This is a genomic window from Streptomyces sp. NPDC051452 (genome assembly GCF_044454765.1).
Taxonomy (GTDB): Bacteria; Actinomycetota; Actinomycetes; order Streptomycetales; family Streptomycetaceae; genus Streptomyces.
In genome coordinates this window covers 275119-297501 of sequence record NZ_JBITEB010000008.1, presented here as the reverse complement: position 1 = coordinate 297501, position 22383 = coordinate 275119, and the positions used below count along the sequence as shown (strand labels likewise).

22 protein-coding genes are annotated in these 22383 nt (G+C 71.1%); 18 read left to right on the top strand and 4 right to left on the bottom strand.

Features of this window, described 5'->3' with window-relative positions:
* Positions 1-26 precede the first annotated feature (26 nt).
* Complete coding sequence (gene prcA, locus ACIBA9_RS21190; protein WP_362160214.1) at positions 27-764, top strand: proteasome subunit alpha; 738 nt, start codon at positions 27-29, stop codon at positions 762-764.
* Positions 765-851: 87 nt separating this feature from the next.
* Here prcA and ACIBA9_RS21185 read toward each other — a convergent pair whose 3' ends face one another.
* On the bottom strand, positions 852-1868 hold the full coding sequence (locus ACIBA9_RS21185; RefSeq protein ID WP_399365032.1) for a LacI family DNA-binding transcriptional regulator: 1017 nt from the start codon (positions 1866-1868) through the stop codon (positions 852-854).
* Positions 1869-2014: 146 nt separating this feature from the next.
* Here ACIBA9_RS21185 and ACIBA9_RS21180 point away from each other — a divergent pair, with 146 nt between their 5' ends.
* The 16 genes from ACIBA9_RS21180 (at position 2015) to ACIBA9_RS21105 (ending at position 18482) form a co-directional block, all read left to right on the top strand.
* Complete coding sequence (locus ACIBA9_RS21180; protein ID WP_399365030.1) at positions 2015-3274, top strand: MFS transporter; 1260 nt, start codon at positions 2015-2017, stop codon at positions 3272-3274.
* A 9-nt stretch (positions 3275-3283) separates the two neighbouring features.
* Positions 3284-4645, top strand: coding sequence for a Pup--protein ligase (gene pafA, locus ACIBA9_RS21175; protein ID WP_399365028.1), 1362 nt, complete (start codon positions 3284-3286; stop codon positions 4643-4645).
* Positions 4646-4788: 143 nt separating this feature from the next.
* The gene (locus ACIBA9_RS21170; RefSeq protein WP_399365026.1) at positions 4789-5787 is read left to right on the top strand and encodes an FKBP-type peptidyl-prolyl cis-trans isomerase; all 999 of its coding nucleotides are present in this window, start codon (positions 4789-4791) and stop codon (positions 5785-5787) included.
* An 86-nt stretch (positions 5788-5873) separates the two neighbouring features.
* A complete protein-coding gene (locus tag ACIBA9_RS21165) occupies positions 5874-6245 on the top strand; it encodes an FKBP-type peptidyl-prolyl cis-trans isomerase (RefSeq protein WP_362160199.1) in 372 nt (123 codons plus the stop codon).
* Positions 6246-6383: 138 nt separating this feature from the next.
* The gene (locus tag ACIBA9_RS21160; RefSeq protein ID WP_399365024.1) at positions 6384-7385 is read left to right on the top strand and encodes a helix-turn-helix transcriptional regulator; all 1002 of its coding nucleotides are present in this window, start codon (positions 6384-6386) and stop codon (positions 7383-7385) included.
* 14 nt (positions 7386-7399) lie between these two features.
* The gene (locus ACIBA9_RS21155; RefSeq protein WP_399365022.1) at positions 7400-8440 is read left to right on the top strand and encodes a helix-turn-helix transcriptional regulator; all 1041 of its coding nucleotides are present in this window, start codon (positions 7400-7402) and stop codon (positions 8438-8440) included.
* Entirely contained in the window at positions 8437-8730 is a 294-nt protein-coding gene (locus ACIBA9_RS21150) for a hypothetical protein (RefSeq protein ID WP_362160194.1), read from the top strand. Before ACIBA9_RS21155 ends, ACIBA9_RS21150 begins: the two co-directional genes overlap by 4 nt.
* Before the next feature lie 41 nt (positions 8731-8771).
* On the top strand, positions 8772-8966 hold the full coding sequence (locus tag ACIBA9_RS21145; protein ID WP_362160191.1) for a hypothetical protein: 195 nt from the start codon (positions 8772-8774) through the stop codon (positions 8964-8966).
* Between the two features lie 249 nt (positions 8967-9215).
* Positions 9216-9500, top strand: a complete 285-nt coding sequence (tatA, locus tag ACIBA9_RS21140) for a Sec-independent protein translocase subunit TatA (protein ID WP_362160188.1) — start codon at positions 9216-9218, stop codon at positions 9498-9500.
* Positions 9501-9547: 47 nt separating this feature from the next.
* Positions 9548-10492: a twin-arginine translocase subunit TatC gene (gene tatC, locus ACIBA9_RS21135; protein ID WP_399365019.1), complete on the top strand. Its 945-nt coding sequence runs from the start codon at positions 9548-9550 to the stop codon at positions 10490-10492.
* Positions 10493-10574: 82 nt separating this feature from the next.
* The gene (locus ACIBA9_RS21130) at positions 10575-13427 is read left to right on the top strand and encodes a DEAD/DEAH box helicase (protein ID WP_399365017.1); all 2853 of its coding nucleotides are present in this window, start codon (positions 10575-10577) and stop codon (positions 13425-13427) included.
* A 452-nt stretch (positions 13428-13879) separates the two neighbouring features.
* Positions 13880-15541, top strand: coding sequence for a sensor histidine kinase (locus ACIBA9_RS21125; protein ID WP_399365015.1), 1662 nt, complete (start codon positions 13880-13882; stop codon positions 15539-15541).
* A complete protein-coding gene (locus ACIBA9_RS21120; RefSeq protein WP_362160178.1) occupies positions 15538-15942 on the top strand; it encodes a roadblock/LC7 domain-containing protein in 405 nt (134 codons plus the stop codon). The genes ACIBA9_RS21125 and ACIBA9_RS21120 overlap by 4 nt, the downstream gene beginning before the upstream one ends.
* Entirely contained in the window at positions 15939-16358 is a 420-nt protein-coding gene (locus ACIBA9_RS21115; protein ID WP_399365011.1) for a DUF742 domain-containing protein, read from the top strand. Before ACIBA9_RS21120 ends, ACIBA9_RS21115 begins: the two co-directional genes overlap by 4 nt.
* On the top strand, positions 16339-16959 hold the full coding sequence (locus ACIBA9_RS21110) for an ATP/GTP-binding protein (protein ID WP_362160174.1): 621 nt from the start codon (positions 16339-16341) through the stop codon (positions 16957-16959). Before ACIBA9_RS21115 ends, ACIBA9_RS21110 begins: the two co-directional genes overlap by 20 nt.
* Before the next feature lie 53 nt (positions 16960-17012).
* On the top strand, positions 17013-18482 hold the full coding sequence (locus ACIBA9_RS21105; RefSeq protein WP_399365008.1) for a cytochrome P450: 1470 nt from the start codon (positions 17013-17015) through the stop codon (positions 18480-18482).
* Between the two features lie 30 nt (positions 18483-18512).
* Here ACIBA9_RS21105 and ACIBA9_RS21100 read toward each other — a convergent pair whose 3' ends face one another.
* Entirely contained in the window at positions 18513-19460 is a 948-nt protein-coding gene (locus ACIBA9_RS21100) for an RluA family pseudouridine synthase (protein WP_399365006.1), read from the bottom strand.
* 65 nt (positions 19461-19525) lie between these two features.
* Here ACIBA9_RS21100 and ACIBA9_RS21095 point away from each other — a divergent pair, with 65 nt between their 5' ends.
* Entirely contained in the window at positions 19526-20107 is a 582-nt protein-coding gene (locus tag ACIBA9_RS21095) for a GNAT family N-acetyltransferase (protein WP_399365003.1), read from the top strand.
* A gap of 121 nt (positions 20108-20228) precedes the next feature.
* On the opposite strand, the gene ACIBA9_RS21090 is transcribed toward ACIBA9_RS21095, so the two are convergent.
* Complete coding sequence (locus ACIBA9_RS21090; RefSeq protein WP_399365001.1) at positions 20229-21074, bottom strand: siderophore-interacting protein; 846 nt, start codon at positions 21072-21074, stop codon at positions 20229-20231.
* Positions 21075-21186: 112 nt separating this feature from the next.
* Positions 21187-22107 carry a 5'-3' exonuclease H3TH domain-containing protein gene (locus ACIBA9_RS21085; protein ID WP_399364998.1) on the bottom strand — a complete coding sequence of 307 codons (921 nt, stop codon included), beginning with the start codon at positions 22105-22107 and terminating at the stop codon, positions 21187-21189.
* Positions 22108-22383 lie beyond the last annotated feature (276 nt).

The window sequence follows — 22383 nt, the reverse complement described above, 5'->3', positions numbered from 1 at the left end:
CCATGACAGAAAGGGACGGATAACCGGTGTCGACGCCGTTCTATGTCTCACCTCAGCAGGCCATGGCCGACCGGGCGGAGTACGCCCGCAAGGGCATCGCCCGTGGCCGCAGCCTGGTCGTGCTGCAGTACGCCGACGGCATCGTGTTCGTCGGCGAGAACCCGTCCCGCGCGCTGCACAAGTTCAGCGAGATCTATGACCGCATCGGCTTCGCGGCGGCCGGCAAGTACAACGAGTACGAGAACCTGCGCATCGGCGGTGTCCGCTACGCCGACCTGCGGGGTTACACCTACGACCGGGACGACGTCACCGCGCGCGGTCTGGCGAACGTCTACGCCCAGACGCTGGGCACGATCTTCTCGTCGGCGGCCGAGAAGCCGTACGAGGTGGAGCTGGTGGTGGCCGAGGTGGGGGAGACCCCCGAGGGCGACCAGATCTACCGGCTGCCGCACGACGGTTCCATCGTGGACGAGCACGGTTCGGTCGCGGTGGGCGGCAACGCCGAGCAGATCGGCACGTTCCTGGACCAGCGGCACCGTGACGGCATGAGCCTCGCGGAGGCGCTCGAGCTGGCCGTGCAGGCTCTGTCGCGGGACACCAACGGCAGCGAGCGGGAGATCCCCGCCGAGCGCCTGGAGGTCGCGGTGCTGGACCGGACGCGGCCGCAGAAGCGGAAGTTCAAGCGCATCGTCGGCCGTCAGCTGGGGCGCCTGCTGGAGGCGGGCGGGGCGTCCACGGAGGCGGAGAGCTCCGAGGAGGAGTAGTCGGCGGGGGAGCGGTCCCGGCAGGGTGTGCCGGCGCCGCTCCCGTCGTGTGTGCCCCGGCCGGTCTCCGGTCGGGGCACACGGCGTTCACCGGGCCGGTGGGGGCGCCGTGGAGCCTCGTACGACCAGGTGGACGGGGATGTCGTCGCCCTCGGGCGGGCGGCCCTCCAGGACGGCGAGGAGGGCGTGCATGCCGCGTTCTCCGAACAGTTCGGCGTCCAGTCGCACGGTGGTCAGTTCCGGGTCCAGGGCGGTGGCGAGGGCGAGGTCGTCCAGGCCGGTGACGGAGACGTCGTCGGGGACGCGCAGGCCGAGCCGGCGCAGGGCCTTGTAGGCACCGGCGGCGAGTTTGTCGTCGTCGCAGATCACGGCGGTCGGGCGGGGGCCGGGCGCGGTGAGGGCGGCTTCCGTGGCGGCGAGGGCGCCGTCGATCGAGATCGGCGCGGGGGCGGTGGTGATCCGGGTGCCGGGTACGGCGGACAACCGGGCGGCCAGTTCGCGTGCGCGGACCTCGAACGTCCAGGAGGGTACGTCGGCCGCGAGGTGGAGGACGTGGCGGTGGCCGAGGTCCAGCAGGTGCCGGGCGACCTGGCGGACGCCGTCGGCGATGTCGAGGTTGACGGTGGCGGCGCCGAGGCTGCCCGCGGGGTCGCTGTCGAGCATGACGAGGGGGAGTTGGTCGCCGCGGATGGCGGTGAGGGCGTCGGCGGCCATGGAGGAGGCGAGGACGCCGTCCAGGGCGGCCTGGGCGGAGGCGAAGGGGTCGCGGGCGGGGCCGATGCCTTCGGGGGAGGGGTAGAGGACGACGCCGAAGCCGTGTTCGGCGGCGACCCGGGCGGCGCCGGTGTAGACGCCGGCGAAGAACTCGGTGGTGAGGGCGGGCACGACGAGCAGGACGGTGCGGGTGCGGCCGAGGCGGAGGTTGCGGGCGGCGAGGTTGGGGCGGTAGCCGAGGTCGCGGGCGGCTTCCCGGACGCGCAGGGCGGTGGCCTCGGAGACCCGGCCGCGCCATTTGTCGCCGAGGACGAGGGAGACGGCGGCCTGGGAGACTCCGGCCGCGTGGGCGACGTCACGGCTGGTCGGGCGCGTGCTGCTGCGTGCCACCGCGGGCGTGCTCCTCATTCGTGTGGTCCGTCCGGCTCCGGTCGCCTGGACGTGTGAACAGCGCACATGGTACGTATGGGAGAGGACGTTATACGTAACACTTCTGGTCGTCGAGGCGCCGGGGGCGAGTCACTGGAGGACTGGGGATGGCCACGGGGTACCTGGAGATCCTGCGGGCGAGGTACGCGCTGCGGCTGCTCACCGGCACCCTGGTGGGCCGGTTGCCCAACGCCACGGCGGCGATCGCCCTGGTGCTGTTCGTGCGTGCCGAGGGTGGCACCTACAGCCTCGCGGGCGCCCTGGCGGCCGTGTACGGCGTCGCCAACGCGGTGGGCCAGCCGGTGCTGGGCCGGCTGGTGGACCTGTACGGCCAGCCGCGGGTGCAGCTGCCGGCCTCGGTCCTCGCGGCGCTGGCCATGACGGTCTTCGCGGTCTCGGGCACCGATCCGCTGCCGCTCGCCTACGCGGCCGTCGCGGCGGCCGGTCTGTTCACCCCGCCGCTGGAGGGCGGTCTGCGGGCCCTGTGGCCGTCGGTACTGCGCCGGGAGGAGCAGGTGCACACCGCGTACGCCATGGACGCGGTCGCGCAGGAGATCATGTTCACGGTCGGGCCGCTGCTGGTGACCCTGTGCGCGGCCGTGTGGGACGAGCGGGCGGCGCTGCTGGTGCTGAACCTGCTGGGCGTGCTGGGCGCTCTCTCGGTCGTCCTCTCGCCGCCCTCGCGCGCGTGGCGGTCGGCTCCGCGCGAGGCGCACTGGCTGGGTGCGCTGCGCTCGCCGGGTCTGCTGGCGCTGCTGGCGGCCTTCCTGTTCGTCGGGATCGCGCTGGGTTCCATCACGGTCGCCTCGGTGTCGTACGCCGACGGGCACGGTGGTGACGCGGTGTACGGCTGGCTGATGGCCGGTCTGGGGCTCGGGGCGCTGGCCGGTGGCACGGTGTACGGGGCGCGCCGGTGGGAGGGTGTGCCCGAGCGGCGACTGCGGGTGCTGGTGGCGCTTCTGGCGGTGTGTTACCTGCCGCTGACGCTGGTGCCGGGGGTGGTGGCCATGGTGGCGCTCAGTGTGGTGTCCGGGGTGTTCCTGGCCCCGTGCATCGCGTGCGCGTTCATCATCGTCGACCGGCACGCGCCCGCCGGGACGGTCACGGAGGCCTTCTCCTGGCTGGTGACGACGTTCACGGTGGGTGCGTCGGTGGGAACGGGCCTGGCGGGACCGGTGGTCCAGGCCGGTGGCACGGTGTGGGGTTTCGCGCTGCCGGGCGCGGCGGGGGCCGTGTCCCTGCTGGTCCTGCTGGCTACCGGAGGGGTCCTCGCAGCTCCCGCGCGCGGGGCGGTCGTTGCGGCTTCATCGGAAAATGATCCAAATCGTGCTGCCGAACCCCGTTTCAGCGCAGGGGATCGGGCGTAATGTTCAGTCATGGACCGCCGCATTTTCGGGCTGGAGAACGAGTACGGCGTCACGTGCACGTTCAGGGGACAGCGCCGCCTGTCTCCTGACGAGGTGGCGCGGTACCTCTTCCGCCGTGTCGTGTCATGGGGCCGCAGCAGCAATGTCTTTCTGCGAAACGGCGCCCGGCTCTATCTCGACGTGGGCTCACATCCGGAATACGCGACACCCGAATGTGACAACGTGACCGAACTGGTCACCCACGACAAGGCCGGCGAGCGCATTCTCGAGGGACTCCTGGTGGACGCGGAGCGACGCCTGCACGAGGAGGGAATCGCAGGCGATGTCTACCTTTTCAAGAACAACACCGATTCGGCGGGCAACTCCTACGGCTGCCACGAGAACTATCTGGTGGCACGGCACGGGGAGTTCTCCCGGCTCGCGGACATCCTCATCCCCTTCCTGGTGACCCGGCAGCTGCTGTGCGGCGCGGGCAAGGTGCTGCAGACACCGCGCGGCGCGGTGTACTGCGTGAGCCAGCGCGCGGAGCACATCTGGGAGGGCGTGTCCTCGGCGACGACGCGCTCCCGGCCCATCATCAACACCCGGGACGAGCCTCACGCGGACGCGGAGCGTTACCGTCGGCTGCATGTCATCGTCGGTGACTCGAACATGTCCGAGACGACGATGCTGCTGAAGGTCGGTGCCACCGATCTGGTGCTGCGCATGATCGAGGCGGGCACGGTGATGCGGGACCTCACGCTGGAGAACCCGATCCGGGCGATCCGTGAGGTCAGTCACGACATCACCGGGCGGCGCAAGGTGCGTCTGGCCAGTGGCCGGGAGGCGTCGGCGCTGGAGGTGCAGCGCGAGTACTTCGACAAGGCGGTGGACTTCTGTGACCGCCGCGGCATCCGCACGGGTACGGTCGCGCAGGTCCTGGAGCTGTGGGGCCGCACCCTGGAGGCGATCGAGACCGAGGAGCTGGACCGGATCGGGACCGAGATCGACTGGGTGATGAAGTACAAGCTCATCGAGCGGTACCGGGCCAAGCACAACATGACGATGTCGCATCCGCGGGTCGCTCAGATAGACCTCGCCTACCACGACATCCACCGTCGTCGCGGTCTGTACTACCTGCTGGAGAAGAAGGGTCAGGCCACTCGGATCTGCAATGACTTGAAGATCTTCGAGGGCAAGTCGGTTCCGCCGCAGACCACTCGCGCCCGGTTGCGCGGCGACTTCATCCGGCGGGCACAGGAACAGCGCAGGGACTTCACCGTCGACTGGGTGCACCTGAAGCTCAACGACCAGGCGCAGCGCACCGTGTTGTGCAAGGACCCGTTCCGGTCGGTGGACGACCGGGTGGAGAAGCTGATCGCGGGAATGTAGCGAAAAGCGGACGAGTCAAGCGTTTGGGCGCCGAAATGCCGGAACGCCACACGGGCGCCGTACGTTTCCCGTACGGCGCCCTTCGCACGCCGTAGAGTTGCGCGCACGCCATCCACAAGATCGACCGATTACGAGGCTCTTCCGTGCGCCGACGCTCACTCCTCCTCGCCGCCCTTCCCGCCGGACTGGTCACCCTCGCCGGATGCGGAGACGACAAGTCCGGTTCCAGCAGGGCCAGTGCCTCGCCGTCGCCGTCGAGCTCGCCGCCGCCGAAGATCGTCGACGGACCGCTGCCGCCGGTCACGGCGGGGGTGAAGTTCGGTGAGAAGCCGACCGTGGCCAAGGGGAGCGGCGAGCCGTCGAAGAACCTGGCGGTGAAGACGCTGATCGCGGGCAGCGGGCGCCCGGTCGCGGAGAACGAGTTCATCCAGGCGAACTACCTGGGGCAGATCTGGGACACGGGCAAGGTCTTCGACAACTCCTACGACCGGGGCAGCCCGCTGCTCATGCAGCTGGCCCAGGGCACCATCATCGACGGCTGGCGGTACGCGCTGCTGGGCAAGAAGATCGGCAGCCGGATCGAGATCGCCGTGCCGCCGGCCTACGGCTACGGCAAGGCGGGCCAGCCGCAGGCGGGCATCAAGGGCACCGACACGCTGGTGTTCGTCATCGACGTGGTCAGTTCGTTCAACTCGGGGAGCTCCGCCAAGGGCAAGGCGGTCCCGCAGAACGACGCCGCGCTGCCGAAGGTGGCCGTCAACACCGACGGCAAGGTGCCAAAGGTCACCGTCCCGAAGACGGACCCGCCGAAGAAGCTGGTGTCGGAGTACGTGCTGGAGGGCGACGGCCCGAAGCTCAAGGCCGAGCAGACGGTCCTGTGCCAGTTCCAGGGCCTGGTCTGGGAGAGCGGCAAGACCTTCCAGCAGACGTACGGCACGGGCCGGCTCAGCCAGTTCTCGATCGAGCAGATGCAGCAGACGGTCAAGGGTCTGGCGCAGGGGCTGACCGGCAAGAAGGTCGGTAGCCGGGTCCTGATCGTGGTGCCGCCGGAGCTGGGCTACGGGGACAAGCCGCCGAGCGGTGGGCTGATCAAGAAGGGGTCCACGCTGGTGTTCACGGTGGACATCCTCGCCGCGATGTAGTGCCGGGGTCCCGTTGGCGGGCGGGAGAGCCGCGGGGATGAAAGACTGTCGCCGTTTCGTGTCGTACACAAGCAGGAGCTTTTGACGTGAGCATCGAGAAGCCCGAGATCGACTTCCCCGAGGGTGACGCCCCGAAGGACCTTGAGATCAAGGACATCTGGGAGGGTGATGGGCCGGTCGCGCAGGCGGGCCAGACCGTCACCGTGCACTACGTGGGCGTCGCGTTCAGCACCGGCGAGGAGTTCGACGCCAGCTGGAACCGCAATTCCCCGTTCCGCTTCCCGCTGGGCGGTGGCCGGGTCATCAAGGGCTGGGACCAGGGCGTGCAGGGCATGAAGGTCGGCGGCCGCCGTCAGCTGACCATTCCCGCGCACCTCGCCTACGGCGACCAGAGCCCGACCCCGGCGATCAAGCCCGGTGAGACCCTGATCTTCGTGGTGGACCTGCTCGGGGTCTGATCCATTCGGCCAGGTCCGACCGGATCTGATCACCTGGGGCCCATGCCTGTTAGGGCATGGGCCCTCGGCTTTTGTCTCGCCACCGAGGAGCGGTACGGTCATCGGTCAGAAGCACCATAGGGAAGGCGAAGGGCGTCGATGGCCATTGCCAAGGCCGAGCGGCTGATGAACCTCGCGCTGTGTCTGCTCGGCACGCGGCGGCCGCTCAGCAAGCGCGAGCTGCGCGACTCGATCGAGGCTTACGTCGAGGCCGCCAGGCCGGACAGGGGTGCGGCCGCCAGGCCGGACAGGGGTGCGGCCGGGGCCGACGACTCCTTCAACCGGATGTTCGAGCGGGACAAGGACGACCTGCGCGAGCTGGGCCTGGTCATCGAGACCGTGGAGAACCTCGACGGCGAGGTCGGCTATCTGGCCCGCCGCGACAGCAACCGGCTGCCGCCGATCACTCTGGACGCCGAGGAGGCCGCCGCCCTGGGCCTGGCCGCCAAGGTCTGGCAGCAGGCCCGGCTGGCGGGCGCGGCCAGTGGCGCGCTGCAGAAGCTGCGCGCCGCGGGTCTGCCCGAGGGTGTCGACCCGTACGAGGCGCACGGCGCGCTGGAGCCGCGTATCCCGGTGCACGAGGCCGCCTTCGAGCCGCTGATGCTGGCCTGCCGCGACCGCCGTCCGGTCGTCTTCGACTACCGCAAGGCGTCCGCCGCGCATCCCGAGCCCCGCCATGTCGAGCCGTGGGCGCTGGAGTGCTGGCGTGGCCACTGGTATCTGGCGGGGTTCGACCGGGACCGGGGCGCCGAGCGTGTCTTCCGGCTGTCCCGGATCACCGGCCGGGTCCGCTCCCGTGGCACGGGGTTCACCGCGCCCGTGCCGGACGTGGTGACCGTGCGGGAGACCGTGGCGGGGTGGGCCGGTGAGATCGCCGACCGCTCGGCGCGGATCCGGCTGCGTTCCGGCTCCGGTTACCCCCTTCGGGCGAAGGCCACCGCGGTCCGGGAACTCGGCGACGGCTGGGACGAGTTGGAGATTCCGTACGGGCACGGTCTGGACGCCTGGCTGGTGGAGTTCGGGCCGGACGTGGTGGTCCTGGAGCCGGCCGAGCTGCGCGCGGACGTGCTGGACCGGCTGCGCGCCGTGGCCAAGGGCTGAGGGGGAGCAGGACTGTGGCAGGCAAACCGGTCAGGCCCGTGAACGCCATCGACCAGACCCGTCGGATGCTGTCCCTGGTGACCTATCTGCGGGAGCGCCCCGGCGCCCGGATCGCCGACGTCGCGCGCGCCTTCGGGATCACCGAGGACGAGCTGGTCGCCGATCTCGATCTGCTGCCCATGTGCGGCACCAGTTTCCGGGGCGGTGACCTGCTGGACATCGACACGGACGGCGAGCGCATCTGGTGGCACAACCCGGCCGCGCTCGGCGAGGAGGCCGCGGAGCCGCTGCGGCTGGCCGCGGACGAGGCGACCGCGTTGCTGGTGGCCGCCCGGGCGGTCTCCACTCTTCCCGGTCTGCGGGAGGGGGACCGCCAGGCGCTGCTGCGGGCCACCGCCAAGGTGGAGACGGCGGCCGGTGAGGCGGCCGGCGCCAGTTCGCGGCTGTCGGTGACCTTCGAGTCCGAGGGCGGGGTCTTCGCCGACGTCGACCGGGCGATCTCCGAGCGTCGGCGGCTGTGGATCCGCTACTACTCCCCGGCCCGTGACGAGGTGACCGAGCGCGAGATCGATCCGATCCGGTTGGTCAGCGTCGGCCACACCTATGTCGAGGCCTGGTGCCGCCGCTCCGAGGCGCGGCGCACGTTTCGGCTGGACCGGGTCGCGGAGATCAGGATCCTCGACGAGCCGTCGGCGCCGCCCGAGATAGAGCTGCGCGACCTGTCCGAGGGACTGGTGCAGCCGGCCGCGGAGGATCCGGAGGTGGTCGTCGAGGTCGGCCCCGGTGGCCGCTGGGTCGCCGAGTACTACCCGCACGACAGCGCCGATGAGCTTCCCGACGGGGGGCTGCGTATCACCCTGCGGACACCGGAGCCGGCGTCCCTGCGCAGGCTGGCGCTGCGGCTCGGCCGTGACGGCCGGATCGTCTCGCCGGCCGCGCTGGCCGACAGCGCCCGCCGGGCGGCCCGTGAGGCGCTGGCGGCCTACGACAGCGCGCCGGACGCGGTGCGGGGCGTGGGTGACGGGCAGGACGAAGGACGGGAGCCGGTGCTTTGAGCGAGTCCGCGGTGTCCGGTGCGGGTGAGATGACGGTGGCGGCCGCGTTCGCGGGGATGCGGCGCGTGGTCCCCGTGGTGTTCAGAGCCGGCTGCCCGGACTGCCGGGGCCGTTTCGAGCTGGCCGCGGGTGCCCTGCGCCTGGCGATCGGGGCGAGCAGCCGGACGACGTTCTACTCCTTCACCTGCCCCGAGTGCGGTGCTTCGGTCCGCAAGCCGGCCGGTGAGCGGGTCGTGGAGCTGCTCACCGGTGGGGGTGTCCGCACCCTGCGGCTGCATCCCACGGCGTAGGCGGCCGCGTCCGGCGCCCGGGACGGTCTAGGCTCGGCGTCATGTTCTGGCCGATGTTCGCGGTAGCCGTGGGTTTTCTGAGTCTCGCCGTGCTGGGGGTGCTCGCCGTCCGGGTGTTCCTGGAGGCGCGGCGGCTCGGGCGGCAGGTCGAGGTGGCCGCGAGCCGTATCGGCAGGGCGGCGGAGAACCTGGAGCGGGCGGCGGTGAGCGCGGCCCGCGCGGCGGACACGCTGTGACCGTGGGTCCGGATGACCTGGGAGTCTCGGACGCGCGTGCGCCGTGGGTCACTTCGCCCTGTCACCTTGCCCACCCGGCCAGGTACGCTGCTGGTCGCGGCCCGAGAATGAGGCGCGGTCCGCGGAGTGAGAGTACGCCGGGGGATTGTTCCGCGTTCATCCCCAGGCGTTACGATCGCAGCCAGCATGAGATTCGGACGAGTGTCCGGCCTGTCGGACATGCCCGCCTCGCTGAGAAGGTGAAGATTTATGTTCCGCAACGGACTTGAGCCGTGGCACCTGCTGATCCTTGTTGTGGTGATCCTCCTCGTGTTCGGTTCCAAGAAGCTGCCGGACATGGCGCGCTCGCTCGGCAAGTCCGCCCGCATCCTGAAGAGCGAGGCGAAGGCGATGAAGGACGACGGCAAGCAGCCCGCCGACACCGCCCACCCCGCCGAGGACCCGGCCGCCGCTCAGCGCACGATCCAGGCCGCGCCCGGCGACGTGACCAGCGCCCGCCCGGTCAACGAGCCGACGGACACCACCCAGCGCTGACGCGAGGACCGGGGCATCCGGTCCTCTGTACGAGATGAGGATGTGGGTTGCTCAAGTCTGCCCGCAAAAAGGAGAGGGATTCCGAGGGGCGGATGCCGCTCGGAGATCACTTGCGTGAGCTGCGCAACCGGCTCGCGAAGGGTGTCCTGGCGATCCTTGTCGTCACGATCGTCGCGGCCTTCTTCTACCGGGACATCATCGACGTCATCACCCGGCCGATGCTCGACGAGATCGGCTGCCACCAGTCCTTCGGGGAGCTGGCCGACGTCAAGAACGCCAGGTGTGCGCATCTGATCGTCAGTGGCCTCATCGCGCCGTTCACCCTGGCCCTGAAGGTCGCGCTGACGGCCGGTGTCGTGCTCGCGTCGCCGGTCTGGCTCTACCAGCTGTGGGCGTTCGTCGCTCCGGGCCTGCACCGCGCGGAGAAGAAGTACGCCTACGGGTTCGTCGGCTTCGGCTTCCCGCTCTTCCTCGGCGGCGGCTACCTCGCGTTCCACGTGCTGCCGACGACCGCGAAGGTCATGATCGGCCTCACGCCCGCCGGCGCCGAGAACCTGTTGCCGCTGGACGATCTGCTGGACCTCATCACCCGCATGATCGTCGTGTTCGGCCTCGCCTTCGAGATGCCGCTGCTGCTGGTCATGCTCAACCTCACCGGGGTGCTGTCCGGGCGGCGCATGCTGGGCTGGTGGCGCGGCATGGTCGTCGGTATCACCATCTTCGCCGCCGTGGCCACGCCGAGCCCCGACCCGATGACGATGCTGGCGCTGGCGGCACCGATCTGGGCGCTGTACTTCATCGCCGTGGCCATCGGGCTGCTGAACGACCGGCGCCGGGCACGCCGCGAGGCCGAGGGCCCCGGCGACGACGAGGCGTCCGAGCTGGACCTCACGCCCGAGGACATCGGCGCCGTCGAGCCCGTCCCGGCGGCCCGGGCGCTGCCCGAGCAGGCGAGCGGCGAGCGGATCAACGGCTACGACGACGTGACCTGAGTCCTCACCGAGCCTTGCCGTGACGCCCCCGTCCCGTGGTGGACGGGGGCGTCCGTCTTCCTGCCGACGGGCGATCCGGATAATGATCGTCACGTTGTCAGTGGCGCCCGGTACGCTCGAAAGTACGATGACAGAGGACCTCTCACCGGCCGAGCGGTACGCGGCAGCCCGTCTGCGGGCTGCCGAGCAGGCCACCGCGCTCGCGTCCTTCCGCGAGATGTACGACTTCGGCCTCGACCCCTTCCAGATCGAGGCCTGCCAGGCACTCGAGGCCGGCAAGGGCGTCCTGGTGGCCGCCCCGACCGGCTCGGGCAAGACGATCGTGGGCGAGTTCGCCGTTCACCTCGCCCTCCAGCAGGGCAAGAAGTGCTTCTACACGACGCCCATCAAGGCGCTGTCGAACCAGAAGTACGCCGATCTGTGCCGCCGCTACGGCGCCGACAAGGTCGGGCTGCTGACCGGCGACAACAGCGTGAACTCCGACGCCCCCGTGGTGGTGATGACCACCGAGGTCCTGCGGAACATGCTGTACGCCGGCTCGCAGACCCTCCTCGGCCTCGGGTATGTGGTCATGGACGAGGTGCACTACCTCTCCGACCGCTTCCGTGGTGCCGTCTGGGAAGAGGTGATCATCCACCTGCCCGAGTCGGTGACCCTGGTGTCGCTCTCGGCGACCGTGTCCAACGCGGAGGAGTTCGGCGACTGGCTGGACACCGTCCGCGGTGACACCGAGGTGATCGTCTCCGAGCACCGGCCCGTGCCGCTCTTCCAGCACGTGCTCGCCGGGCGCCGGATGTACGACCTGTTCGAGGAGGGCGAGGGCCACAAGAAGGCCGTCAACCCCGACCTCGTCCGGCTGGCCCGGATGGAGGCCACCCGGCCGTCGTACCAGGACCGCCGGCGCGGCCGGGGGATGCGTGAGGCCGACCGGGAGCGGGAGCGCAGGCAGCGTTCGCGGGTGTGGACACCCGGCCGTCCCGAGGTCATCGAGCGCCTGGACTCCGAGGGCCTGCTGCCCGCCATCACCTTCATCTTCAGCCGTGCCGCCTGTGAGGCGGCCGTCCAGCAGTGCCTGTTCGCGGGCCTCCGGCTCAACGACGAGGAGGCGCGCGAGCAGGTCCGCGCCCTGGTCGAGGAGCGCACCGCCGCCATCCCGACGGAGGACCTGCACGTCCTTGGCTACTACGAGTGGCTGGAGGGTCTGGAGCGCGGTATCGCCGCCCACCACGCGGGCATGCTGCCGACCTTCAAGGAGGTCGTGGAGGAGCTGTTCGTGCGCGGCCTGGTGAAGGCGGTGTTCGCGACCGAGACCCTGGCGCTCGGCATCAACATGCCCGCGCGCTCGGTGGTGCTGGAGAAGCTCGTCAAGTGGAACGGCGAGCAGCACGCCGACATCACGCCGGGGGAGTACACCCAGCTGACCGGTCGTGCGGGCCGCCGGGGCATCGACGTCGAGGGTCACGCGGTCGTGCTCTGGCAGCGCGGTATGAGCCCCGAGCACCTGGCCGGTCTCGCCGGCACCCGTACGTATCCGCTGCGCTCCAGCTTCAAGCCGTCGTACAACATGGCGGTCAACCTGGTCGAGCAGTTCGGCCGGCACCGTTCGCGCGAGCTGCTGGAGACCTCCTTCGCGCAGTTCCAGGCCGACAAGTCGGTCGTCGGGATCTCCCGGCAGGTGCAGCGCAACGAGGAGGGCCTGGACGGCTACAAGGCCTCCATGACCTGCCATCTCGGTGACTTCGAGGAGTACGCGCGGCTGCGCCGTGAGCTGAAGGACCGGGAGACCGAGCTGGCCCGGCAGGGCGCCGGTGAGCGGCGGGCCGAGGCGGCCGTGGCCCTGGAGAAGCTCAAGCCGGGTGACGTCATCCATGTGCCGACGGGGAAGTACGCGGGGCTGGCCCTGGTGCTGGACCCGGGTCTGCCCGCGGGCCGGTCCAACGGCCACCGCGGTTATGACCACCACGACGGCCCGCGTCCGCTGGTGCTGACCGCCGAGCGGCAGGTGAAGCGGCTGGCGTCCATGGACTTCCCGGTGCCGGTGGAGCCGCTGGACCGGATGCGGATCCCGAAATCCTTCAACGCCCGTTCGCCGCAGTCCCGTCGGGACCTGGCCTCGGCGCTGCGGGCCAAGGCCGGGCACATCCCGCCGGAGCGGGCCCGCAAGAAGCGTTCGCAGGCCGCCGACGACCGGGAGATCGCCCGGCTGCGCACCGCCATCAGGGCCCATCCCTGCCATGGCTGCGACGACCGCGAGGACCACGCGCGCTGGGCCGAGCGCTACCACCGGCTGCTGCGGGACACCTCGCAGCTGGAGCGCCGGATCGAGGGCCGTACGAACACGATCGCGCGGACCTTCGACCGGATCGTGGCGCTGCTGACCGAGATGGACTACCTGCGCGGTGACGAGGTCACCGAGCACGGCAAGCGGCTCGCCCGGCTCTACGGCGAACTCGACCTGCTGGCCAGCGAATGCCTGCGGGACGGCGTCTGGGAGGGTCTGGCACCCGCCGAACTCGCCGCGTGCGTCTCGGCGTTGGTGTACGAGTCACGGGCCGGTGACGACGCGATGGCGCCCAAGGTGCCCTCGGGCAAGGCGAAGGCCGCGCTCGACGAGATGGTCCGGATCTGGGGCCGGCTCGACGCGCTGGAGGAGGATTTCCGGATCAACCAGGCCGAGGGCGTCGGGCAGCGGCAGCCGGATCTCGGGTTCGCCTGGGCCGCGTACATGTGGGCGTCGGGCAAGGGACTGGACGAGGTGCTGCGGGAGGCGGAGATGCCGGCCGGTGACTTCGTGCGGTGGTCCAAGCAGGTCATCGATGTGCTCGGGCAGATCGCGGCGGCCGCGCCCACCGAGGGGTCGAGCGTGACGAAGGCGGCGCGCAAGGCCGTGGACCAGTTGCTGCGGGGAGTCGTCGCCTACTCGTCGGTGGGATGACCCCGCCGGTGGGATGAACCGACCGAGGGGCCCCGTCCGGGTTGCGGACGGGGCCCCTCGCCGTCCCCGGATCCGCCGTACGGGCGAGGCGGGCGGCCGCGCGGGTTGACGCGCCGCCGCGCTCGCGCGGGACCGCGCACCCCGCGGATCCCGATCGCGTTCACTCTTCACGGTGAGTGAGATTCGCATGCTCGTGCACCGTGACCGAACGTGTGCGAATGGAGACGGCCCGTGTAAATGGGGCCGAGAGTACTCCTGCCCGGCAAGCGATTTCAGGTGCTTGCCGAATATGACACGGCGATGATCCGGTCGGACTAAGCTCGCCCGCGACGCACCGAGTTGAACAGAATTCGTGCGCTTGTTCCCAAACGTCCGGAAGATCCGGTCAGTTCCATGAATCTTCCCCCCGGAAGCTCCCCCGACACCCAGCCGATTCGTCTCAGAAGGCATCCATGGTGAGTGTTCAGAAACCTCACGGTCGCCGTGAACGTCCCTATGCCCGCGTCCTGTTGCCGCCGGCCATAGTGATGGCCGCCGCCGGCGGAGTCGCCGTGGCCCTGGTGCCGGCGTCGGCCCGGCTCGCCGTCGCTCTGTGCGGGGCGCTGGCGGTGCTGCTGATCCTCGTCACCGGCGCGGAGGCCGCCCGGCGCGGCCGCGCGCTGCGCGAGGCGCAGTCCGAACACGCCCGTCACTGCGCGTATCTGGAACACCGGCTCGCCGCCCAGCACGAGCTGATCACCCGGTTCGCCGCCGACATCCTGCCCACCGGGCTGTACCGGCTGCGCGCCGGGGAGCCGCTGCGGGACGTGCTGAGCAACGTCTACGACAGCGACCCGGAGCTGCGCGGCCTGCACGAGTCGTACCGCGAGCTGTTCCGGGTGGCGCTGCGCGGCGCCGACCACGAGATCTCGATGCGCGACGCGACCGAGCGCTCGTTCGTGAGCATCGCCCGCCGCGTCCAGGCCATCGTCCACCAACAGGCCAAGGAACTGCGGGAGATGGAGGAGGACCACGGCCGCAACCCGGAGGTCTTCGATGACCTGCTCCGGCTCGACCACGGCACCTCGCTGATCGGCCGGCTCGCCGACACCATCTCCGTCCTCGGCGGCGGTCGGCCGGGCCGTCAGTGGCCGTTGCCGGTCTCGCTCTACAGCGTGCTGCGCGGTGCCATGTCGCGCATCCTGGAATACCGCCGTATCGAGCTGAGCTCCATCGTCAACATCAACATCAAGGGCACCGCCGTCGAGCCGGTCATCCACGCCGCCGCCGAGCTCCTCGACAACGCCACCCGCTACTCGCCGCCCTCGAACAAGGTGCACGTCACCGCCTCCGAGGTGCAGGCCGGCATCGCCATCGAGATCGAGGACGCCGGCGTCAGCCTGAGCGAGGAGTCCCGGGCCCGTATCGAGCAGATGATCGAGGACGCCAAGAACGGCGACGACGCGCAGAACCTCGGTGAGAACCCGCGCCTCGGCCTCGCGGTCGTCGGCCGTCTGTGCAAGCACTTCGACATGGAGGTCTCGCTGCGCGCCTCGGCCTACGGCGGCGTCCGCGCGATCCTCATCGTCCCGCGCGTCATGACCACCACCGAGCCCGGCGTCGGCGCCGCGCACGGTATCGGCGCCACCGGTGTGCCCCAGCCCGAGCTGGGTGCCGTCGAGGGCCCCAAGCGCCCGCCCAAGAGGCGCCGCCCCACCAGCCCGAAGATCCCCGCCGGGATCTCCATGGAGGACGACGTCCCCGAGGTCACCGAGTGGACCGCGGGCGGCCTGCCCCAGCGCCGCAGCCGCGTGAAGACCCCGCTCAGCCAGCGGATCGCCGAACAGGCGGCCATCGAACGCGCCGAGCGCGAGGGCAGGCCGACCGTCTGGTCCCAGACCAGGACCGAACCGGAGCCCGAGCCCGAGATCGACCCCGAGCGCAAGAAGCTCATGGAGCGGCCGCCGGGCATGTGGGTCGACGCCTTCTGGGACGGCCTGAAGAAGGGCATGCCCGAGGGCGCCACGGCCTCCGAACTGACCGACTTCACGCGGAACCCGACCGCGTACCTGCACCTGATCGACGATGCGGCCACCGACGACGCCACGGCCGACGACGAGGGGAACCTCAAGTGATCCAGCAGCGAGCGAACCTGGACTGGATGCTCAAGCAGCTCAACGACGGTGTGCCGGGCATCGAGATGATCGTGGTGCTGTCCGCCGACGGGCTGCGTATCGCCCGCTACGGCGGCGACCCCGACGCCGCCGACCGCGTGGCCGCCGCCTGTGCGGGCATGCAGAGCCTGGCCGGTGCCGTCATCCAGGAGATCCCCGGCGCCGGCGACATGAAGCTGGTGGTCATCGAGATCGACGGCGGCTACTTCTACCTGATGTCCGCCGGTGCCAACGCCTACCTCGCCGTGCTCGCCGACGTCACCTGTGAGCCGGGCCGGATGAGCGGCATGATGCGCGACCTCGTCGTCCGGATCGGCGCCCACCTGACCAGTCCGCCCCGGAGGAACGGGCAGACCGTATGACTCCTCCACGACGCCAACGGCGCCCGCCGCGGCACCTGCCACCCCCGCCGCCGCAGGCGGCCAAGCCGCAGAGCGGCGGGGAGCCGCCGCCCAAGAACCCCGAACGGCTCTACACCATCGCCGGATCGGGCGAGGGCGGCCGGGCCGAACTCGACCTCGTGACGCTGGTCGTGGCGCGCTCCGCGCCGCCACCGGCCGCCTCGCCCGAGCAGACGGCGGTGCTCCGGCTGTGTACCGCCCCCCTCTCCGTGGCCGAACTCTCGGCCTATCTGCGGCTGCCGTTCAGCGCGATGACCGTAGTGATCACCGAGCTGATCGCGGCCGAACAGGTGCAGGCGCGCGCCCCGATCGTCCGCCAGGCGCTCCCCGACCGTTCACTCCTCGAAGCGGTGATGCATGGACTTCAACGGCTCTGAGATCCTCCCCGGCCCGCGCACCGAGGAGTATCTGCCGCACACGACCCAGGCCGCGGTGAAGATCGTGATCGTGGGCGGCTTCGGCGTCGGCAAGACCACGATGGTCGGTTCGGTCAGCGAGATCCGGCCGCTGACCACCGAGGAGACGATGACGCAGGCCGGGATCGGGGTCGACGACAACTACGGCTCCGACTCCAAGACGGCCACCACCGTGGCGATGGACTTCGGGCGCATCGGCATCACCGACAAGCTGGTGCTCTACCTCTTCGGCACCCCCGGCCAGGAGCGCTTCTGGTTCCTGTGGAACGGCCTGTTCGAGGGCGCGCTCGGCGCGGTCGTCCTGGTCGACACCCGGCGGCTGGAGGTCAGCTTCGACGTCATGGGGCGGCTGGAGGAGCGCGGTGTGCCCTTCGTCGTCGCGGTCAACACCTTTCCCGACGCGCCCCGCTACCCGGTCGAGGAGCTGCGTACCGCGCTCGACCTGTCCCCGGACATCCCGATCATCGACTGCGATGTGCGCCGCCGGGCCTCCAGCCGGGACGTCCTGATGACGCTCATGCGCTTCCTGCACTCCCTCGCCCTGTCCGGCGCCCTGACCTGAACACCCGAAGCCCAGCAGACCGACCCCACTCCATCCGTTCCGGAGCGATCACCGTGACGCCTGAACCCTCGTCTCTCACCGGCACCGACCCCCTCTCCGGCCCCCCGCCGGGCTGCCCGGCACACGGCCTCGGCCCCGGGGGGCTGCACCGGCTCTACGGCCCCGAAGCGGACGACCTCGGCAGCCTGTACGAGCGTCTGCGCGAGCAGCACGGCTCCGTGGCCCCCGTCCTGCTCCACGACGACGTGCCGATGTGGGTGGTGCTCGGGCACGCCGAGAACCTGCAACTGGTGCGCAGCCCCTCGCAGTACACGCGCGACAGCCGGATCTGGACGCCGCTGCTGGAGGGCACGGTCAAGCCCGACCACCCGTTGATGCCGCACATCGCCTGGCAGCCGATCTGCTCGCACGCCGAAGGCGACGAACACCAGCGGCTGCGCGCCGCGGTCACCGCGGCCATGTCGACCATCGACCACCGCAGCGTCCGCCGCCATATCGGCCGCTCCACCCAGGCCCTGGTCAACGGCATCTGCGAGCGGGGCCGGGCCGACCTGGTCTCGCAGTTCGCCGAGCATCTGCCGATGGCCGTGATGTGCGAGATCCTCGGCATGCCCGAGGAGTACGACGACCGGATGGTGCACGCCGCCCGCGATGCCCTGAAGGGCACCGAGACCGCCATCCAGAGCCACACCTACGTCATGGACGCGTTGAGCCGGCTCACCACCCGGCGCCGCGCCCGGCCCGAGGACGACTTCACCAGTCACCTCATCACCCACCCGGCCGCCCTCACCGACGACGAGGTCCGCGAACACCTGCGGCTGGTGCTGTTCGCCGCCTACGAGGCCACCGCCAACCTCCTCGCCAACGCGCTGCGCATGGTCCTCACCGAGCCGGGCTTCCGCGCCCAGCTCAACGGCGGCCAGATGACGGTGCCGGAGGCGATCGAGCAGTCCCTGTGGGACGAGCCGCCGTTCAGCACCGTCTTCGGCTACTACGCCAAGCAGGACACCGAGCTGGGCGGCCGGCACATCCGCAAGGGCGACGGGCTGCTGTTCGCCCCGGCGCCGGGCAACCTGGATCCGCGGATCCGCCCCGACCTGTCGGCCGGCATGCAGGGCAACCGCTCCCACCTCGCCTTCGGTGGCGGCCCGCACGAGTGCCCGGGCCAGGACATCGGCCGCGCCATCGCCGACGTCGGCGTCGACGCGCTGCTGACGCGTCTGCCGGACATCCAACTGGACTGTCCGGAGGAGGAGTTGAGTTGGCGGGCGTCCATCGCCGCCCGGCACCTGGTGAGCCTGCCGGTACGTTTCGAGCCCAAGCCGCAGCAGGACGTCGACCTGCCGCCGCGGGCCATGCCGCTGCCCGCGCAGCGCGGCACCTGGCAGGTGGGCGGCCCGGGCGGCGACCCGGCGCCGAGCACCGCGGCACGGCCGGCGGCTGCGCTGTCCGCGCCCGAACGCGAGCCGGTCCGGCCCGGCGGCCTTTGGCAGCGCCTGCTGCACTGGTGGCGCGGCGAATGACCGCGGGACGGGGAGTCCCGCGGCAAGGCCCTAGCGGCCGGTCGCCCACGCCTCGTGGGCCGACCAGGCCCGCAGTTCGCGCCCGCTGACGAAGGAGTGCCGTGCCCCGGTGACCGGATCGGTGAACTCCAGCCCCCGTGCCAGCAGTTGCAGCGGGCGCCGGAAGTCGTCCGCCGGCACCGGGGCGGTGACGTCCGGATACAGCGGATCGCCGAGGATGGGTACGCCGAGCGCGTTCAGATGCACTCGCAGCTGATGGGTCTGGCCGGTCTTCGGCACGAGCCGGTAGCGGCCCAGCGCGCCCCGGTGGGCGATGAGCTGCACCCGGGTCTCGGCGTTCGGTTCGCCCTCGACCTCCCGTGCGGCCTGCACCCCGCGCTCCTTGACGATCCTGCTGCGCACGGTCCGGGGCAGGCCGAGCGCGGGGTCGTACGGGGCGATCGCCTCGTACTCCTTGTGCACGCGCCGGTCGGCGAACAGGGTCTGATAGGCGCCGCGTTCCTCGGGGCGTACCGTGAACAGCACCAGTCCGGCCGTCAGCCGGTCCAGGCGGTGCGCGGCCGTCAGCGCGGGGATGCCCAGCTCGCGCCGGAGCCGGGCCAGCGCGGTCTCGGCCACATGGCTGCCGCGCGGGGTCGTGGCGAGGAAGTGCGGCTTGTCCGCCACCACGATGTGCGCGTCCCGGTGGACCACGGTCACCGGGAACGGCACCGCCACCTCGGCGGGCAGCTCGCGGTGGAACCACACGAACGTGCCCGGCCGGTAGGGCGCGTCGGGTGCCACCGGCCGTCCGTCGACGTCGACGACCAGGCCCGCGTCGAACATCGCCTCGACCGCTCCGGGGCCGGCCCCCGTCAGCCGCTGCACCAGGTGTTCGCACACGGTGGCCCACTCGCCGGCCGGCAGCCGCACCCGCACGGGGTCCACGCCCTCGCGCTGGGGGAGCGGGGCGGGCGGTGGCGGGGTGCGGCGTCTCATCGGGACAAGGGTACGAGGCCGAAAACGGGTGGGGCGCCGGCCGTGCGGTCGGCAGGATATGGATCATGCCGTTCCTCATCAGCCCGGTGCTGACCCCCGGAGCCCTCGCCCGTACCCCGCAGCCGGTCCTTGCGACCGGTGACGGTCTGCTGCTGCGCCCCTGGCGGGCGGAGGACGCGCCCGCCGTCCACGCCGCCTTCCAGGATCCGGTGCTGCGGCAGTGGCACCTGAGGTCCTGTGACTCCGAGGAGGAGGCCGCGGGCTGGATCGCGCAGTGGCGCGAAGTGTGGGAGGGCGAGTGCGGGGCCCAGTGGGCGGTGGTGGCCGAGGGGACGGACGAACTGGTGGGCCGGGTCGCGCTGCGTCAGATCCTGCTCGCCGACGGCATCGCGGAGGTGGCGTACTGGACGGTTCGGTCCGCGCGCGGCCGGGGTGTCGCGGTCCGGGCGGCCAGGACCGTGACCCGCTGGGCCCTGGAGGAGATCGGCTTCCACCGGCTCGAACTCTTCCACGCCACCGCCAACGAGGCCTCCTGCCGGGTGGCCACCAAGGCCGGCTTCCGGGCGGAGGGCACCAAGCGCAGCGCGCTGCTGCACCCGGACGGCTGGCACGACATGCATGTGCACGCGCGCGTGCACGGCGACTGAGCGGTCGCGCCCGCGTGGTGCGGCCGCCGGCGGGGTGTGGCGGCCGCGGGGGCGCGACGGCACCCGCCGCCGGACGCACGAGAGCGGCGGCACCCGCCGGGTGCCGCCGCTCCGGGTTCGCTCACGCGGCCGCCGGGCGGCCTTCCTGCTCGGCCTCGATACGGGCGTTCCACTCCCGCTTGGAGGCCTGCCAGCCGTCCTCGTCGTGGCCGAGGCGCCAGTAGCCGGAGATGGAGAGGTCCTCGCGCGGGATCTGCAGCTCGACGCGGAGCATCCGGCGCAGTTCCTTCACGAAGCCCGCCTCGCCGTGCACGAACGCGTGCAGCCGGCCCTCGGGGAACTCCAGCGACCGTACGGCCTCCAGGAGGGCCTCGCCGACCGGTCGGTCGCCGCGGTGCAGCCAGCCGACCTGCACCTCGGAGTCGATCTTCTGCTCCTCCTCGGGGCCCGAGATCTCGACGAAGGCGTGGGCGCGGGCGGCGGCGGGCAGCGTCTCCAGGGCGCGGGCGATCGCGGGCAGCGCGCTCTCGTCGCCGACGAGCAGATGCCAGTCGGCGTCCGGGTCGGGGGTGTAGGCGCCGCCGGGGCCCATGAAGTGGATCGTTTCGCCGGGCCGGGCGTGGATGGCCCACGGTCCGGCCAGGCCCTCGTCGCCGTGGATCACGAAGTCCAGGGTGAGTTCGCGGTGTTCGGGGTCCCAGGCGCGCACGGTGTAGGTCCGGGTCACCGGCCACTGCTCGCGCGGATACTCCGCCCGGATCCGCTCCAGGTCGAAGGGGGTCGGGTAGGTGACGCCAGGGGGGCCGAACAGCAGCTTCACATAGTGGTCGGTGCAGGTGTCCGCCGCGAATCCGGCGAGGCCCGTCCCGCTGAGCACCACGCGCTGCATGTGCGGGGTGAGCCGCTCGGTACGCACCACCTGGGCGGTATGGACCTTGCGCGGCTTTCGTCCCGGACGCTCTGCCATCACGGCCTCCTGCGAAATTGGTTAGGTTTACCTAAGTTAGCATCCCACTTCGCCTCGGCACCCCACTCGTCGGGATCGATGTCAGCCTTTCGCCGCCATGTTCCGGCCAAGATCACTTCTCCAGCGTGCTCAGCAACCGCTGCAGGGAGCCGCCGAGCCCCCACCGCTTCGCCAACTCCTCCAGCGCCGCCGGGTCGCGCGGTGTGTGCGGCAGGGCGGTGTCGACGTCCGGGAGCGGCACGTCGTCGGCCACCCGCACCACCTTCGGCGCGACCGCGACATACGGCCGGGCCTCGGTGAGCCGCTTGCGCTGCGACGGCGTGAGCCTCGACCTCGGGTCCTCGACCGCCGTCATGATCCCGGCCAGGTCGCCGAACTCGGCCAGCAGCTTGGCGGCCGTCTTCTCGCCGATGCCGGGCACGCCCGGCAGGCCGTCGCTCGGGTCGCCGCGCAGCAGCGCCAGATCCACGTACCCAGCCCCGTCGACGCCATACTTCTCGCGCAGGACCGACTCGTCCGTCAGCTGCAGCGTGCCCACGCCCTTGAGCGGGTACAGCACGCGCACCCCGCGGGCGTCGTCCACCAGCTGGTACAGGTCGCGGTCGCCGGTGACGATGTCCACCGGGCCGTCCGCGCGCGCCGTGAACGTCCCGATCACGTCGTCCGCCTCGTAGCCGGCGACCCCGACGCGCGCGATCCCGAGCGCGTCCAGCACGTCCTCGATCACCGGTACCTGCGGGGAGAGCGTGTCCGGCACCTCCTCCTCGTCCGGTGCGCCCTCGTGCGCCTCGGCGACCCGGTGGGCCTTGTAGGTGGGGATGAGATCGACCCGCCATTGCGGCCGCCAGTCGGCGTCCATACAGGCCACCAGCCGGTCCGGCCGGTGGTCCTTGACCAGCCGGTCGATGAAGTCCAGCAGTCCGCGCACGGCGTTGACGGGCGCGCCGTCCGGCGCCTTCACGGAGTCCGGCACGCCGAAATAGGCGCGGAAGTACAGCGAGGCGGCATCGAGAAGCATGAGTCGTCCGGTCACGCTCGCATCATGCCGTACCGCCGAAGCCGGGTGACTTGATCGGCCCCGGACCGCCTGCCGAGGGGCCGGTGACGCCGACGCCGATGGGTGTAAGGACCGTCCTCCCCTCGTGGCGTCCGCACACGGAGCCAATTCGGCCAAACACCGTGCGTGACGAACCATGGCCTGGAGCGGGGTCACAGGCCCAGCTGGTCGGCATATTCATCCTCATGGGGGACCATGTGCCCCACGGGTACGCGCCCCGGCGGACTGGCGTGAACCGTGGGGTGGCGGCCC